This window comes from Flavobacterium anseongense (assembly GCF_021608185.1).
In the GTDB taxonomy this organism is placed as follows: Bacteria; Bacteroidota; Bacteroidia; order Flavobacteriales; family Flavobacteriaceae; genus Flavobacterium; species Flavobacterium anseongense.
Genome location: NZ_JAKIHN010000001.1, coordinates 357,019 through 372,935, shown reverse-complemented (window position 1 = coordinate 372,935; position 15,917 = coordinate 357,019). Strand labels below are relative to the sequence as shown.

Here is a 15,917-nt window from a genome sequence, read left to right as displayed (position 1 = left end):
ATAGCCGGACTTTATATAATTATAAACCGTTATAAAACTATTCTCCTAAAAACGGATAACGATAATCTTCCGGAGTTACAAAAGTTTCTTTGATAGTTCGTGGCGAAACCCAACGCAATAAATTCTGCATTGAACCTGCTTTGTCATTGGTTCCCGAAGCTCTGGCGCCACCAAACGGTTGCATTCCAACAACTGCTCCGGTTGGTTTGTCATTGATATAGAAGTTTCCGGCGCTGTTTTGTAAAGCCAAAGTTGCTTCTTCAATTGCGTATCTGTCCTGACTGAAAATAGCTCCTGTCAAAGCATATTCTGAAGTTCCGTCAACCAAAGCTAATGTCTCTTTCCATTTGGCATCTTCATAAACATAAATCGTCATAACCGGCCCAAAAAGCTCGGTTTCCATGGTGGCATATTTTGGATTTGTAGTAACAATTACAGTTGGTTCAATGAAATATCCTTTTGATTTATCATAGTTTCCACCAACGATGATTTCTGCATCTGCATCAGCTTTTGCCTGATCAATTGCTTTAGCCAATTTGTCAAAAGAACCTTCGTGGATTACAGCGGTGATAAAGTTTCCAAAATCTTCAGGCGAACCCATTTTCATTGATTTCACATCTGTAATTAATTGTTCTTTTACCGCTGGCCACAAACTTTGCGGAATATAACCTCTTGAAGCAGCCGAACATTTTTGCCCTTGAAATTCAAAAGCCCCACGAGTGATTCCGGTAACGACTTGTTTTACATTGGCACTTGGATGTGCCAAAACGAAATCTTTTCCACCTGTTTCTCCAACAATTCTTGGATAGGTTTTATAAGTATGAATATTGTTTCCGATTTTTTTCCAGATTTCCTTGAATACAAATGTTGAACCTGTATAATGAACACCTGCAAAATCAGGATGTGCTAAAACGGTATCGGTAATCATAACAGGATCGCCAAAAACGACATTGATAACACCATCAGGAACACCGGCTTCTTTGAAAACGTCAATGATGATTTTTGCTGAGAATACTTGACTATCGCTTGGTTTCCAAACAACAGTATTCCCCATCAAAGCAGCACTTGCAGGAAGATTGGCTGCAATAGCAGTAAAGTTAAACGGCGTAATTGCATAAACAAATCCTTCCAATGGGCGATATTCAACCCGGTTCCAAATATCAGAAACTGATTTTGGCTGGTCGTTATAAATCTGTGTCATGAATTCTACGTTGTAACGCAAAAAGTCAATCAACTCACAAGACGCATCAATTTCTGCTTGATAAATAGTTTTCGATTGCGCAATCATTGTTGCTGCGTTTATTCTTGCTCTGTAAGGTCCGGCAATTAATTCGGCAGCTTTTAAAAAGATAGCAGCGCGTTGTTCCCAAGCCATGTTTGCCCATTTCTTTCTTGCTTCAAGAGCACATATAATGGCTTTTTCAATATGTTTTTTCTCTGCCAAATGATATGTTCCAACAATATGTTGATGGTCATGAGGCGCAGACATGTTTCTCGTATTTCCGGTTCGAATTTCCTCGTTACCGATATAGTTTGGAACATCTATAGTTTCGTTCCACATTTTTTTATAAGCTGCTAAAACTGCTGCTTTTTCAGGAGAATTTGGAGCGTATGATTTTACGGGTTCATTTACCGCTTTTGGCACATGAAAAAAACCTTTTGGCATATTCAGATTATTAGATTATTAGACATCTTAGATTTTTAGATAACTGGTATCTAAAAGTGCCACAAAAGTACAAAGGAAATTTTGAAATTTTAATAAGAGAGGACAAAGATTAATTTGCTTTTAACAAGACTTTTAATTCAAGGCAAACGGAGCACTTAGTTTAAAAGTCGGTACTATAACTTTGAAAGTTTTGGTAGTAGTAAAATTAATCATATTAAAATAACCACTCATCGCTCCAAATGGAGATGAAAGTAAACAACCTGAATTGTATGTGTGCTTTTCTCCTGGTTTCAGTACTGGTTTTTTGCCAATTACACCTTCGCCGTCAACAATTTCAATGTTGTTTAGAGAATCCAAAATTTCCCAATGACGCGTGTTTAACTGAACGGAATCCTTGCTGTGATTTTCGATGGTAATTTCATAACTAAAGGCAAAATGAAGCTTGTAGTTCTTGAAGTAGGTGCCTTCAAAACTAGTCAAAACGGATATTTTTATGCCTCTTGTTATTTGAGTAACCATAAATGAGATTGTAAAACGAAGTCAAAATTACAAAAAATACTGCTCGGTAAAATAAATTAGTGTTAATTTTTAGTTAGTTATATCAACCGAACTCGCTATTCCTTTTCCAATAATTCTGTCATATCGTTGATTATTTTCTTTGTAATAGACTAAAACAAAATAATTATTTTCTGTTTGGAAAAAATTACCATCGATAGCATTTTCCGAATCAATTTTTCCTTTTCCATCTGAAATCACATATTGATAATTGGTAAAGCCTTGCTTTATCATGAGTGCTTTTTCGTAGATTCCTTTTTCGGCATTATAATCCATTTTGTTTTCATCATTCATGGCAAAATTGTTGAACATACCGTTAACGTAAATAGATTTTGAACCATATAAGTTTGGAGCCGAAAGAGAGAAGAAAACCCAAGAATAGTCGGCTTCAATTTCATTATTTTGTGCACCAATGTTTTTTATAATAAAGTTTCCATTAATATCAGGGAAATAGGTATATGGAAAATTGGCTTTTGCCTGATCTAAATATAGATGCGCATTGTAAACGCCACCTTTAGAATCTATGGTAGCTATGCTGTTATTAGCAGCCCGAATATCTTTGTTTTCAAAAAAACGGAATTCATTTCCGGCCCAAAACTGCGTTTCAGTATCGTATTTATAAATCAAATCATTGCCAATGGTATATTGTGGTTTGATGTTAGTTATAGCATTGTCAAATTTCCCGTTTTGCATCAGCATAACTTTTACGTTATTCAACGGGCTTTGGAAATTTATAGTAGCCGATTTAATAGCAAAATCCAGATTGTGTTTTTGCTCTACAACATTTAAATTTCGGGCTCTTCTTATTTGCAATGGTACTGATACCAATTCTTCATAGAGTATGAATTTTTTTGAAAAAACTACATGTTTTTCTTCATCTAAAATACTTATAATATAATTTCCACTTACTCTAAATTGTGTAAATCTGTTAGGAAATGAAAGTCTATAATGTGAATATAATTGCAAACAATTTAGGGAGTTAGAGTAATCCTGAATTCTTTGATCATCAAAACCGTTTAGGTATTCTGCTTTTGCTAACTGAGATGGTTTCCAGTCGTAATCACAATGGGTTATGGTATAATAATAATTGGCTTCATTGCCATACAAATCATCAAATTGAACTTGAAAGCTGTCACCTAATCGGAATATAGGAATCGCATTTTGTCCGTTTTGAACAAAGCTTACGGTTTTGATGTTGTAAGGTGGGGAAATTTCTTTTTCAACTTGTGAAAGAGAAATAGTTGTAACCAACAAAAAGCAAGAAGATAATAGATTTTTTAGCATAATTAGTAAATCTGAAACGTAAAGATAGTAAAATTTACTTACCAAGATTATACCAAATCTTAGGTTTTACTTAAAACAGACAGGAATAATTTCGCCTTTCGCCAAACAATATTTTTCTACCAATTCAGGAGCAATTTTGTTAGTGTAGTCTTCTTCGATTACGGTAAAACCAATGCTTCTCAGTTTGTCAAAATAATCTCTGCCGTAAACGCGAACGTGGTCATATTGTCCGAAGATTTTTGCCCGCTCTTTTTGGTCAACAATTGTGTCATCTGAGAAAGTCATGGCTCTTTTCAAGTCTTGTGGGATTTGAAAGATGCCCATGCCACCGGGTTTTAACACGCGATATAATTCCTGCATGGCTTTAGTATCATCGGGAATGTGTTCTAAAACGTGGTTGCAAAGGATTAAGTCATAAGCATTGTCTTCAAAGGGCAAATTGCAAATATCTGCTTTTACATCTGCTAAAGGCGAAAGCAAATCGGTTGTAGTGTAATCAATGTTAGTTTGCTTTTTGAAACGCTTGTAAAATTCCTGCTCCGGTGCAAAGTGCAGTACTTTTAATACTGAACTTGTTTCAGTATCTCGTAATTTAATTCGTTTGTTTTTTGATATTGGAGAATCTGTATCAAGTTCAGATTGAAAAAAATCGGTTTCATTCTGTAAATACAACCACAATAATCGGTGTCTTTCTAACGAAAGCGTACTTGGAGAAAGCACATTATTTCTTTGTGTTCCATATCCATACGGCAAAAACATACGGAAACTTTTTCCGTCAATTGGGTCGGTGAATCGATTTCCTTTTAGCAAAAAAGCCAATATTGGACGAACTACAATACTCAACCGGATAAGGATTGGTCTTGGAATGGTATTTAGTATGAATTTGAAAATCTTTTTCATTACAGCACTAAAGGATTTTTACGAAACTCATCCTCTTCATTGCTCACAATTCCCAATGCTTTATAGATATAACCAAAAGTTGAAAGCAGTTCGGGTTTTCCGTTTATTAAAGCCACATTATGTTCAAAATGTGCACTTGGTTTTCCATCGGCAGTTAGAATTGTCCAGCCATCTTTGAGTTGTTTGATGTTTTTGGTCCCCATATTAATCATTGGTTCGATGGCGACAACCATTCCTTCAACGAATAATTTTCCGCGACCGCGTTTTCCGTAGTTTGGCATTTCGGGATCTTCGTGCATTTTTTCACCTAAACCATGACCAACAAGCTCACGAACTACACCATAACCGTGAGATTCGCAATATTTCTGAATAGCATTTCCAACATCTTCCACACGATTTCCGGCTCTGAATTCTCTTATGCCAACATATAAAGATTCTTTGGTGACTCTTAAGAGTTTTTTGGTTTCAGGTGTTACTTCGCCAATTTCAAATGAATAGGCATGATCGCCATAAAATCCGTTTTTCAAAACTCCGCAATCCACTGAAATCACATCGCCTTCCTGAAGCGGAATGTTATTCGGAATTCCGTGAACAACCTGCGCATTTGGACTCATGCAAAGTGAATTCGGGAAACCATACAAACCAAGAAAACCAGGAACTCCGCCATTATCTCTGATGAATTCTTCGGCAATCTTGTCTAATTGTAAAGTTGTTACGCCGGGTTTAATTACTTTGGCAACTTCACCTAAAGTTTTAGAAACCAACAAAGCACTTTCGCGCATCAATTCAATTTGTTCGGCTGTTTTTGGAATAATCATAAATCAAATTTATCAGTTGGCAAAAGTAATTATTTTAGTAATACTTATTCAGGATTGGCCATGATTTTAAACAAAGCGGCATTTGAATCTAAAAAGCGATTCTCAAGTTGTAATTTTGATAATTGTGCTGAAACCAAATTATTTTCTCTCGAGTTGATTAAGAAGATAGAGCTTTCTCCAAAGGAAAACAGTCGTTCTTCAGAAGCCAACATGGTGTTGTAATCATTAACAAGGCTTTCGATTAATTGTTGCTGTTTTTCCAGAGAAGCTATTTCCGTTTGTTGGGCTTTGATTTTGTTCTTTAATTGCACACGCTCCAAATCTAAATCGAATTTCACATCTTGCAGTTTGTATTTCGTCAATTGCAAACTACCACGTTCTTTTCTTAAAAACACCGGAAAGGAAAAATTCACACCTACTTTATAATCCTGAAATCGGTAATTATCAATATAACTCGGTTCTGATAAATAGGAGTAACCCAGGTCGATTTTAGGCAAAAGCATATTGGCTTTGAGTTTTCGTTCTACTTCGAGCATTTCAATTTTGTTTTCCAAGGCATTGATTTTCGGATGATTTTCGAGTGTTGGATTTTCAAGCATCAAATCGTTGGTGCGTAAGGTTTCTTTGATGGTTGCAGCCAAATTTTCCTCAGGAATAATATCGTCTTGCAGTTCGAGCGGAACGTTATTTTCTAACCAAAGAAAATTGGATAATTCCAATTGGGCTTTCGCCAATTTTAATTTGGATTCCTCTAAACTCAGCTTTCGATTTCTTACGATGATTCCGGCTTCAACACTATCGATTGCCGGTTTATCGCCTTCTTCAATTGATTTTGTGATGCCTTTGTAACGCACTTCGGCATTGGTCAAATAATTTTGATACAAGGTGACTTCATTAAAATTTCGTTTCCAATTAAAATAAGCAACGGAAGCATCATATAAAACCGAAACCGCCATCAAATTACGCTCAGCCTGACTCAATTTGACTTGAATTTTGGCTTTTCGCAAATCGGCCATGCGTTGGTTAATGAATAATCCTTGTCCAAGCGGGATTGAAATCCCAAGCGAAGTCAGTCCTTGATTTGGAACTGTATTTTCGGGATTCAGATAAATACCATCGTTGTTGTCAAAACCCGCTTTGATTTCTACTCCGTACCAAGTCGGGATTTTAAAACTGCTGTTCAGTATCGAATAATATTCCTTGTCTTTGAATTTTTTCTGGTCAAAATCGACTTCAATTTTAGGATCAAAACCACCACGCGCCATCATTAAATTGGCTTGTGCCTGATTGAGTTCTAAGTTGGCACTTTTTACCAACGGATGGTATTTTTTCACATAGCCTAAAAACTCATTATAGGTGAGCTCTTTGGCAGCATTTTGACTCCAAACAGATATTCCGAAAAATAAAAAACCTAAAACTATCGATTTCATTACTTTTTGTCTTTTTGAAGGTTGCTTTTCGGTTGGTAGTAATTAGGTGGGAAACCGTTGAGCGTTCGCCAAATTTCGAACCAAACCGGAACATTGTCCAGTAATGCTAGTGTTTGAGCACCCGAACCGATGCTGATTTGTTTTGGCCAAGGCGCATCCTTTTCATCGGGTGCAATTAAAACCCTGAATTTTCCGTTATCACTGATAAAGTTTTCGATGGCTACAATTTTTCCACCAAAAGTACCATAAGACATATCAGGCCAACCTGAAAATACTATCGTTGGCCAACCATCGAACCAAATTCTCACTTTTTCCCCTTTGTGTAATAATGGCAAATCGGTTGGTGTGACAAAGGTTTCTACTGCAATATCATATTTCGCCGGCATAATGCTCACAATTTGGGTGCCTTCTTTGATGGTTTCCCCAATACCCGATTGCAACGCTCTGTTTACGTAACCACTTTGAGGCGCTTTAATATAATACATCCCGTTTCGGATTTGATAATTAGTGTATTGGTTTTTGAGTTTGTTAACTTGCGCTTCGGTATCGTACTGACTGCTAAGTGCAGTGTATTGGTCGCTTCGGGCTTTTTGTTCTTTTTCGTTGTATTCGGCGATGATCCGATTGATTTCTACTTTGGCATTGATTAATTCGTTTTCGCTGGCCAACAGTTTGTTTTCCTGAGTGATGATTTTGGCTTCTGTTTCTTGTAATTTCAAGCGTTTTTCCTCAACATCAGTCATGGGTTTTAAACCTTCTTTGTTAAGAGCTAAAGAACGATTGAATTGTGTGGTTGCGATTTTAATTTGGGTTCGTACAGCTACCAAATCCATGCTGTCACTTTTTACTTTTAACCGTGATTGCTTGATTTTATTTTGGGCTTGTTGCAGTTTTAATTGGCGTTCGTTTTGAATCGCTGCAATTTGAGCTGCAAGTGAAGTGACTTTGCCACCATAAGATTTTCCTGCAAGCTCTTTGGCTTTAAGTTGGCTTTCGGTGTTTTTTACCAAATTCGGGTCAAGGTAATCTTCTTTGGTTTCCGAAATGAAAAGAATCGTATCGCCCTTTTGCACAAAATCACCTTCTTTGACATACCATTTTTCAATTCGACCGGCTATCGCCGAGTGAATGGTTTGTGGTCTTTGGTCGGGTTTTAACGTGGTAACAGCACCGCTTCCTGAGATATTTTGTGTCCACGGCAAAAACAAGATAAGTAAACCCAAGAGCGAAACACCGACTATGATTTTGTTTAAAATTTTATAATGCGGTCGATTGCTTAGTGTTTTAAACGTGCTATATTTTTCTATGCTTTCGCCAATTCGGTTGTTGTTTGAAATGTTAAGCATCGCAATTATTTTTTGATATCGTTAATTATTTTTCCTTCGCTCATGGTTATGTTTCTGGAGCATTTTTGTTTCCAATAGTCGTTTTTAGAAGAAACAATTAATGTCCAGTTATTATCTTCCGAAGTAATGAAATCGATGACTTCTTTGGCCGCATCATTGTCCATTTTATCTAAGGCGTCTTCATAAAATAGAATTTTTGGGCGATTGATGATACTTCTGGCTAAAAGAATTTTTTGGGCATTTGAAGAAGATAGTTGTTTTCCTTCGGGATAAATTTTGGTATCCAAACCTTTGGGTAACGACTTGATAAAATCGCCTAAATTCACACTTTCGATAGCCCATTTTAAATCTTCCTGAGAGATTAACGGATTGTTGAAAGTGATGTTTTCTAAAATAGTGCCTTCAAATGGTGTTTCTCCAATGATAATGGTACTGATTTGAGATCGGTATTGTTCTAAATCAATTTTGCGATAAGTATCATCATTGATGTAAAACGAACCCGAAGTTGGTTGCAACAATCCAGAGAGGATTCGAATAAGCGTTGTTTTCCCTGACCCATTTAATCCTTCTAAATATATTTTTTCGGATTGTTCAATACTCAGATTTATTTTCTCCAAGACATAATCATTGGCATCAGGAAATTTATAACTCAGATTTTCAGCTTCTAATTGAATGTTAGTATAACAATAATCCGCTGCTTTTGAGGAAGTATCCTCTATTTCTAAGTCGGTTATTTGACCAATTTTTTCAACAGCAGTTAAAACATCGTAAAGGGTTTCTAAACCGATTACAATTTTTTCTACCGAATTAATTACCAATAAAATGATGATTTCTGCAGCTACGAACTGACCGATATTCATTTTTTGGTTTAAAACCAAATAGCCGCCAATGAGTAACAATCCCGCAGTAATTATGATTTTGAAAACAATCAATTGGGTAAATTGTCTTTTAATAATACCAAAGTGTCTCTCGCGGTAGGTTAAGTATTCCGAAACCAGTCGATCATTTTTGATTAAAGCAAAATCAAAGTTGGAAGATTTTTTAAAGCTGAAATTATTTCTCGCCATTTCCTGTAACCAACTAACGACTTTATACTTGTATTTCGACTCTTTTAAACTGCTAGACAATCCTGAATTATAAGAAAATCGGAAAATCACATAAAGCAAGATGACCAAGAAAACACCAAAAAATATAAAAAAAGGATGGTAAAGAGACAGTAATATAATCCCAAAAATAATTTGTAAAATCGCTGAAGAAAAATCAATCAGTAATTTTGAAGCCCCTTTTTGAATGGTCATAGTATCAAAAAAACGATTGGCTAATTCCGGCGGATATTGATTGTGCAACGCATCGGTTTTAATTTTTGGTAAACGGAAACCAAATTCAAATGAAGAACGGATGAATATTTTTTGTTGCAAATTCTCAGTGATTCGCAATTGCATTAAGGATAGAATACCAACTAATGCTACTCCGGCAATCACAATGAATACTAAAACAATCCAAGAAATACTAACTCTTCCCGATTGGATTAGGTTGATAATTGCTTGAATTCCTAAGGGTAATGATAAACTCACTAAACCGGCAAAAATGGCATAAAAAAATATTTGAGAAATGTCCTTTCTGTCGAGTTTAAGTAAGTTGATTAATCTTTGAGACGCAGTTAGTGCCATAGTTATTTCCTTAAAGTTTTTTGTGCCAAATCAATATAAAAATCCGTTGGCGAATTATTCTCATTGCAATTGGTAATGGTTTTCAAATGGTCTTTTAAAAAGTGTTGGTGCAATGAGCCTTCCACAATTGAAGAAGCTAAGCTTTTGCTATAACCATACTCCGGATTTATCTCTTGGATGATATCAATAATTCGGTTTATCACTCTTTTGTAAACCAAAAAGAAGCCTTCTCTGTTTTCTTCATCTACCTCTTTAGTCAAAAAAGTTTTGGTGAACTCGGCAATAATGATTTTATTCAAAATCGCTTCGTTGATATGAAGAGTCGTTGAGTCGTCTTCAATTTTTTCGGTGACGATGGTAATAGCTCTCTTGAGTTTTTCCATTGGGTCAGCTATATTTGAAGTAGCAAAAACCAAGCGATATTCCATCCATCCCCAATACCAAGAAGACAAGTAAACCAAAAGTTTGTGCTTGCTTTCGAAATAGCGGTATATCGAACTTTCATTGGAACCAATTCGTTCTCCTAGTTTTTTAAAAGTGAAAACTTCAAACCCAATTTCATCAATCAGAACAATACTTTCTTGGATGATTTTCTTGCCAAGTGTTGAGGTCTCAGGATCTTTCACGTAAATTTTTTCGTTTACTTGAATTTTTAAGTTGGATAAAATGATGTCCATTCTGATATAATTTTATGCAAATATAATAGTAATACTATTAATATTGAAATTTTAACTTTTATTTATAATTTCATCTATTTCCATACTATGAGAAATGTCATATTTTTATAAGGTATTCCGATATAATTTTGAACAAATTTTTTAGGTATGAGTAAATATGTTACGGCTGCAGAAGCAGTCAAAGTAGTTAAATCAAATGATAGGGTTTATGTTCAAGCGGCGGCAGCAACGCCTACTATTTTAACCAAAGCCTTAGCTGAAAGAGCTTCAGAACTCCGCAATGTTGAGGTTTGTCACTTGCACACGGAAGGTCCGGCACCTTATGCCAATATCGAATTAGCCGAAAGTTTTCATGTGAATTCTTTTTTTATCGGGGCCAACGTGCGTCACACTTTAACTGCCGGAAACGGTTCTTATACTCCGGTTTTTCTTAGTGAGTTACCTCATTTATTTCGCAAAAAAGTATTGGAATTAAGTGTTGCTTTTATTCATGTTTCGCCACCAGATAAACATGGTTACTGCTCGCTTGGCGTTTCAGTAGAAGCAACTGTTGCTGCTATCGAAAATGCTAAAACAGTTATTGCTCAAGTAAATCCACAAATGCCGAGAACTTTTGGTGATGGAATCATTCACGTTTCCGAAATTGATTATTTAGTCGAAGTCGATACATCAATTTATGGACATGAACCAAGTTTGTTTACTAAAGAAGAAGAAAAAATAGGAGAGTATGTTGCTTCTTTGATTGAAGATCGAAGCACATTACAAATGGGAATTGGTTCGATTCCCAATGCGGCTTTGAGCAAACTAAAGAATCACAAAGATTTAGGATTACACACCGAAATGTTTTCGGATGGTGTAATCGATTTGATAGAAAGTGATGTCATCAATTGCAATTATAAAGGCACTTTGCGAGGCAGAGTTTTGGCTACATTTTTAATTGGTTCGAAACGATTATATGATTTTGTAAACGACAATCCATTCATTGAAATGAAAGAATCATCGATGGTTAATGACACTGCCCGAATTCGTAAAAACCCGAAAATGGTTGCGATAAATTCGGCTATTGAAGTTGATGTAACCGGGCAGGTTTGTGCAGATTCTATTGGTGCCAAAATGTACTCAGGAGTCGGCGGTCAAATGGATTTTATTCGAGGTGCTTCGCTAAGTGACGGCGGAAAAGCGATTATTGCCTTGCCATCGATAACCAAAAGAGGAGAAAGTCGCATTGTTCCGTATTTAAAACAAGGAGCCGGAGTTGTCTCTACACGTTCCCACGTGCAGTACATCATCACCGAAAACGGCATTGCTAATCTTTATGGCAAAACCCTAAAGCAACGCGCAGCCGAAATGATAAAAATTGCACATCCGACACATCAGGAAAGTATCGAAAGAGCATATTATCAAATGTTGAAATAAAAAATCCCTCTTTTGAGGGATTTGTTTTATAATAACGAATGACTTGTCATTACTGCTGGTTTTTCAATTCCCATTAATTCTAAAATGGTAGGAGCAATGTCGCCCAAAACACCATCGTGAATAGTTTTTAATTCTTTATCTACTAAAATTATTGGTACCGGATTCGTAGTATGTGCCGTATTTGGTGAACCATCAGGATTTATCATCGTTTCACAATTACCGTGGTCAGCAATGATGATGGTTGTGTAATTGTTTTCAAGAGCCGTTTCAACTACTTCTTTTACGCAGATGTCAACTGCTTCACACGCTTTAATTGCGGCAGCCATTACTCCGGTATGTCCAACCATATCGCCATTGGCAAAGTTCAGACAAACAAAATCTACTTTTCCTTCTTTTAGTTCCGGAACCAAAGCATCTTTCAATTCGAACGCACTCATTTCGGGTTGCAAATCATAGGTTGCCACTTTTGGTGAATTTCTCAAAATGCGGGTTTCGCCGTGAAAAGGTTGTTCTCTTCCGCCGGAAAAGAAAAAAGTAACGTGTGGATATTTCTCCGTTTCGGCTATTCGAATTTGTTTTTTATTGTGTTTCTCTAAAACTTCTCCAAGCGTTTCGGTGATGTTGTCTTTGTCATAAATCACATGAACATTTTGATATGTATCATTGTAATTGGTCATCGTCACATAGTACAAATTCAATTTGTGCATGTTTTGTTCATGGAAATCTTTTTGCGAAAGCGCTTCGGTAAGTTCTCGTCCGCGGTCAGTTCTGAAGTTGAAGAAAACGACCACATCATCATTTTGAATGGTGGCGATTGGTTTATCATTAACATCAACAGCTGTTAACGGAAGAATAAATTCATCAGTAACATTTTTGGCATAACTTTCGGCGATGCTATCAACTAAATTTGTCGAGTGTTTTCCTGTGCCATTTACGATTAAATCGTAAGCCAATTTTACACGTTCCCAACGTTTGTCTCTGTCCATGGCATAATAACGACCCACGACTGAAGCAATTTTAACTGTTGATTTTCGGATATAACTTTCTAAATCTTGTATGTATTTTTTTCCCGATTTTGGGTCAACATCACGACCATCCGTAAAAGCGTGGACAAATACTTTTTCCAAACCAAAATCCTGCGAAACATCTATCAAACTACGAAGATGCGAGGTGTGAGAATGAACGCCTCCATCTGAAACCAATCCTAAAAAATGAACCGCTTTGTCATTGGCTTTTGCATAATTGAAAGCGTCAATCAAAGGTTGTTCTTTTCCCATAGTCTTATTGGCAACAGCCAAATTGATTTTTGCCAAATCTTGATAAACTATCCTTCCGGCGCCAAGATTCATGTGACCGACTTCACTGTTTCCCATTTGTCCTTCGGGCAGACCAACGTTTAAACCATCGGTTCTTAATTGTGCGTTTGGATATTTTGTGTAAAGCGAATTTATAAACGGAACATTGGCATTATCGATAGCGGAAACTTTTGGGTCAGGCGATTTTCCCCAACCATCCAATATCATTAGGATTACTTTTTTATTCATGGTGCAGAATTTTAAACAAAGATAATTCTAAAAAACCAGTTTTAGAAATGTATTCTTTCCTTAGGTTTTGTAAAGGATTTATAAAACTTAGAGTTTTTGAGTGTATTGTAATCTATAAAATAGCGAACGCTGATCGATAAGACATGACTCAGGTTTTCATTGTCGATAGCATCTCTGAAATTACTTCCAAATTGACGACTGTATTCTCTACTAAATAAAGAAGAACTGTTTCGATACAAAATAGAAACCTGACTTCCGGGAGCAAACCACCAGGAATAAGATAAATCTAAATTCCATGTATTGAGATTCGAGTTTTTGTTAGTGTCATAAATCAAATTATCAGTAAGACTTCCGTCATCTTCAAGGGTCAAATAGTCATGATTTACAGCATAAGACCAATAATGGCGAACCGTTAAGTTCAGATTCATATTAGGATTGAGTGAATATTTTCCCTGAAGTGTATTGATATAGGTGATTCTGTTTCTTCTTGCAAAAATGGTGTTGCCATTTTCATCAAAGTCAACCCAGCCGATATTTCTGTTTTGCCTTGAAAATTTGAAACTATATATTAAAGATATATGATCGCTGAAACGATATCTTGGGCTTATGAAAACACTATAATTTACTCTGTCTTTTTCGTTAAAAAAAGTGGCAGACGGATTAAAATCTAAAGCAAATTTTCGAATATAATTAGATGAATAAAAGAACCAAGGTTCATAAAATTCAGGGTAAATCACAAATTTTGAATCATCGACGGAACGAGGTTCGTAGAAATCGTATACTATAAACGGTCTTGAATTAATACCATATCCGAAATAATCATTTTTTGTAGTAAACGAATTTATGAATATGTTCAGACTATTATTTTGGTTTTTCACCGTATTATTGTCAAATTCTGACTTAACATTTAAATTTAATTTAAAACTGTTGTATCTCTTGGTTGGCTTTAAAATTCGGTAACTTACATTTCCGTAATAGGAATGAAAGTGAGTTTGAAAATTAATTCCTAAATCATTATTGTCGTAGTCTTTGGAAACATAAGAACCGCCAAGTCCAAATCGATATTTTCCTTTGGTTTTATTAAATTCGATAAAAGATTTGAAGCCATTGGTGTCATCAACATCATTAATTTGGCTGTATTGAAAATTACCCTGCGTTTGGAATGAATTGGTTTTAGTATTTAAATCCCATGACACTGCACTAACATTGGCATCTCGAAAATTACCGTTTCGGGTTACATTTGTATTTGTAAATGAAACCGAAGAATTTTTATTAAAACGCTGATCAAGAACAAAAACATTATAATTTGATACAGGCGCTAAAGTTGCTAAGTGTGTTTGATTTGTATCGGTGTTTCTTACTTCAACGCTTGTTTGCTCGGTAACAGCATTTAAAACACCAATTCCCAAACCGCTTTTTGTTCTTCCCGAAACTTTCAAGGCATTGATAAGTTTTATTGTATTTGGATAGCTATCAATAGTTTCATTGTCAGCCAATGCAATCGAAGGACTTTCGCCAATTCTTCGGGTGTAAAGCAAATCTCCTTTGTTAAATAAATCGGTTCCTTCAGTAAAAAACGGACGGTTTTCTGAAAACTGTTGTTCGAATGCGCTAAGGTTTAATTCAACATTGTCGAATTTAGTCTGACCAAAATCAGGAATCAAAATTGCATCGAGCGTAAATGCATCATTGATTCCGTACTTTATATCCAAGCCACCTTTTAATTCACCATATGTTTTTTGATTCTTGCTCGCATTCAAATAATAGGAGGAAAAAGGAATCAGAAACAATCGGGTTGGTGTTTTTATATTTTCAATGCCTTCCAAAATTCCGGCCTGATTGCTTTCGGAACTTATTTCATTTCGAATCAGATTCCAGTTATATTGCTGATTATCACGTCTAATTTCTCTGTAGAAATTCAAGCCCCATGTTTGTTTTTTTGCTGTAGAAAAACGTAAAGCAGCATAAGGTATTCTCATTTCAACAGTCCAACCGAAATTGGTGAGCTGTGTTTTGCTTTCCCAAATGGCATTCCAGGAAACATCTTCACCATTTGCTTCGGTATAAAAAACATCTATTTGAACTCCGGCAGTACTAACAAAAAATCGGAACTCTTGTTGCCCATCATTGTATCCGTTAAGTTGCACTCCAAAATGATCTGCTACAGCGAAGTTATCTCTTTCGGTTAATTCTCTCGAAATTGCATTAGGTTCATCATCGTATAATGTGGCTGCTACATAAATGGCTTCATTGGTATAAACGACTTTTACTTCTGTTTTTTTTTCGGGTGGAATAGGCACGCCGTTATAAGGTGCATACATTACAAAATCGGTTGCAATCTGAGCAGATTTCCACGCTTTCTCATCAAACTTGCCGTCAATTGAGATTTTTTCTTCGGTAAATTGCGTTTGAAGTGTCTTTTTTTGACCAAACAATTTGCTTGCAAAAAGCAAAATTATGCAGATAGAATAGCATGAATATTTGGGCATTGGTGGTTAGGTTAGTCAAACAAAAGTAAAGAATTAATTCATATTTGCAACTTTTGAAATTAATAAAATCATTCAAAAACAACGAGTTAATGCCTTAAATTTAGCTTAATAAAACCATAAAT

The 15,917-nt window shown here is 35.8% G+C and carries 12 protein-coding genes; 1 reads left to right on the top strand and 11 read right to left on the bottom strand.

Annotation, left to right across the window (positions count from 1 at the left end; all coding sequences use genetic code 11):
* Positions 1-37: 37 nt before the first annotated feature.
* The 9 genes from pruA to L1S35_RS01625 form a co-directional block, all read right to left on the bottom strand.
* The gene (gene pruA / locus L1S35_RS01665; RefSeq protein ID WP_236396025.1) at positions 38-1,666 is read right to left on the bottom strand and encodes an L-glutamate gamma-semialdehyde dehydrogenase; all 1,629 of its coding nucleotides are present in this window, start codon (positions 1,664-1,666) and stop codon (positions 38-40) included.
* 132 nt (positions 1,667-1,798) lie between these two features.
* Entirely contained in the window at positions 1,799-2,185 is a 387-nt protein-coding gene (gene apaG, locus L1S35_RS01660) for a Co2+/Mg2+ efflux facilitator ApaG/CorD (protein ID WP_136150752.1), read from the bottom strand.
* Between the two features lie 69 nt (positions 2,186-2,254).
* Positions 2,255-3,505, bottom strand: coding sequence for a type IX secretion system plug protein (locus L1S35_RS01655; protein ID WP_236396024.1), 1,251 nt, complete (start codon positions 3,503-3,505; stop codon positions 2,255-2,257).
* A gap of 66 nt (positions 3,506-3,571) precedes the next feature.
* Positions 3,572-4,405, bottom strand: coding sequence for a class I SAM-dependent methyltransferase (locus L1S35_RS01650; protein ID WP_236396023.1), 834 nt, complete (start codon positions 4,403-4,405; stop codon positions 3,572-3,574).
* Entirely contained in the window at positions 4,405-5,223 is an 819-nt protein-coding gene (map, locus tag L1S35_RS01645) for a type I methionyl aminopeptidase (RefSeq protein WP_236396022.1), read from the bottom strand. The genes L1S35_RS01650 and map overlap by 1 nt, the downstream gene beginning before the upstream one ends.
* Positions 5,224-5,267: 44 nt before the next feature.
* Complete coding sequence (locus tag L1S35_RS01640) at positions 5,268-6,653, bottom strand: TolC family protein (protein ID WP_236396020.1); 1,386 nt, start codon at positions 6,651-6,653, stop codon at positions 5,268-5,270.
* Positions 6,653-7,999, bottom strand: a complete 1,347-nt coding sequence (locus L1S35_RS01635) for an HlyD family secretion protein (RefSeq protein ID WP_236396018.1) — start codon at positions 7,997-7,999, stop codon at positions 6,653-6,655. The genes L1S35_RS01640 and L1S35_RS01635 overlap by 1 nt, the downstream gene beginning before the upstream one ends.
* Before the next feature lie 5 nt (positions 8,000-8,004).
* Positions 8,005-9,669 carry a peptidase domain-containing ABC transporter gene (locus L1S35_RS01630; protein WP_236396017.1) on the bottom strand — a complete coding sequence of 555 codons (1,665 nt, stop codon included), beginning with the start codon at positions 9,667-9,669 and terminating at the stop codon, positions 8,005-8,007.
* Positions 9,670-9,671: 2 nt separating this feature from the next.
* Positions 9,672-10,346: a TetR/AcrR family transcriptional regulator gene (locus tag L1S35_RS01625; protein ID WP_236396016.1), complete on the bottom strand. Its 675-nt coding sequence runs from the start codon at positions 10,344-10,346 to the stop codon at positions 9,672-9,674.
* Positions 10,347-10,493: 147 nt separating this feature from the next.
* On the opposite strand from L1S35_RS01625, the gene L1S35_RS01620 reads away from it, so the two are divergent.
* Positions 10,494-11,762, top strand: coding sequence for an acetyl-CoA hydrolase/transferase family protein (locus L1S35_RS01620; protein WP_236396015.1), 1,269 nt, complete (start codon positions 10,494-10,496; stop codon positions 11,760-11,762).
* Between the two features lie 26 nt (positions 11,763-11,788).
* Here L1S35_RS01620 and gpmI read toward each other — a convergent pair whose 3' ends face one another.
* Positions 11,789-13,306, bottom strand: coding sequence for a 2,3-bisphosphoglycerate-independent phosphoglycerate mutase (gene gpmI, locus L1S35_RS01615; protein WP_236396014.1), 1,518 nt, complete (start codon positions 13,304-13,306; stop codon positions 11,789-11,791).
* Between the two features lie 41 nt (positions 13,307-13,347).
* Positions 13,348-15,795 carry a DUF5916 domain-containing protein gene (locus L1S35_RS01610; RefSeq protein ID WP_236396013.1) on the bottom strand — a complete coding sequence of 816 codons (2,448 nt, stop codon included), beginning with the start codon at positions 15,793-15,795 and terminating at the stop codon, positions 13,348-13,350.
* Positions 15,796-15,917: the final 122 nt, after the last annotated feature.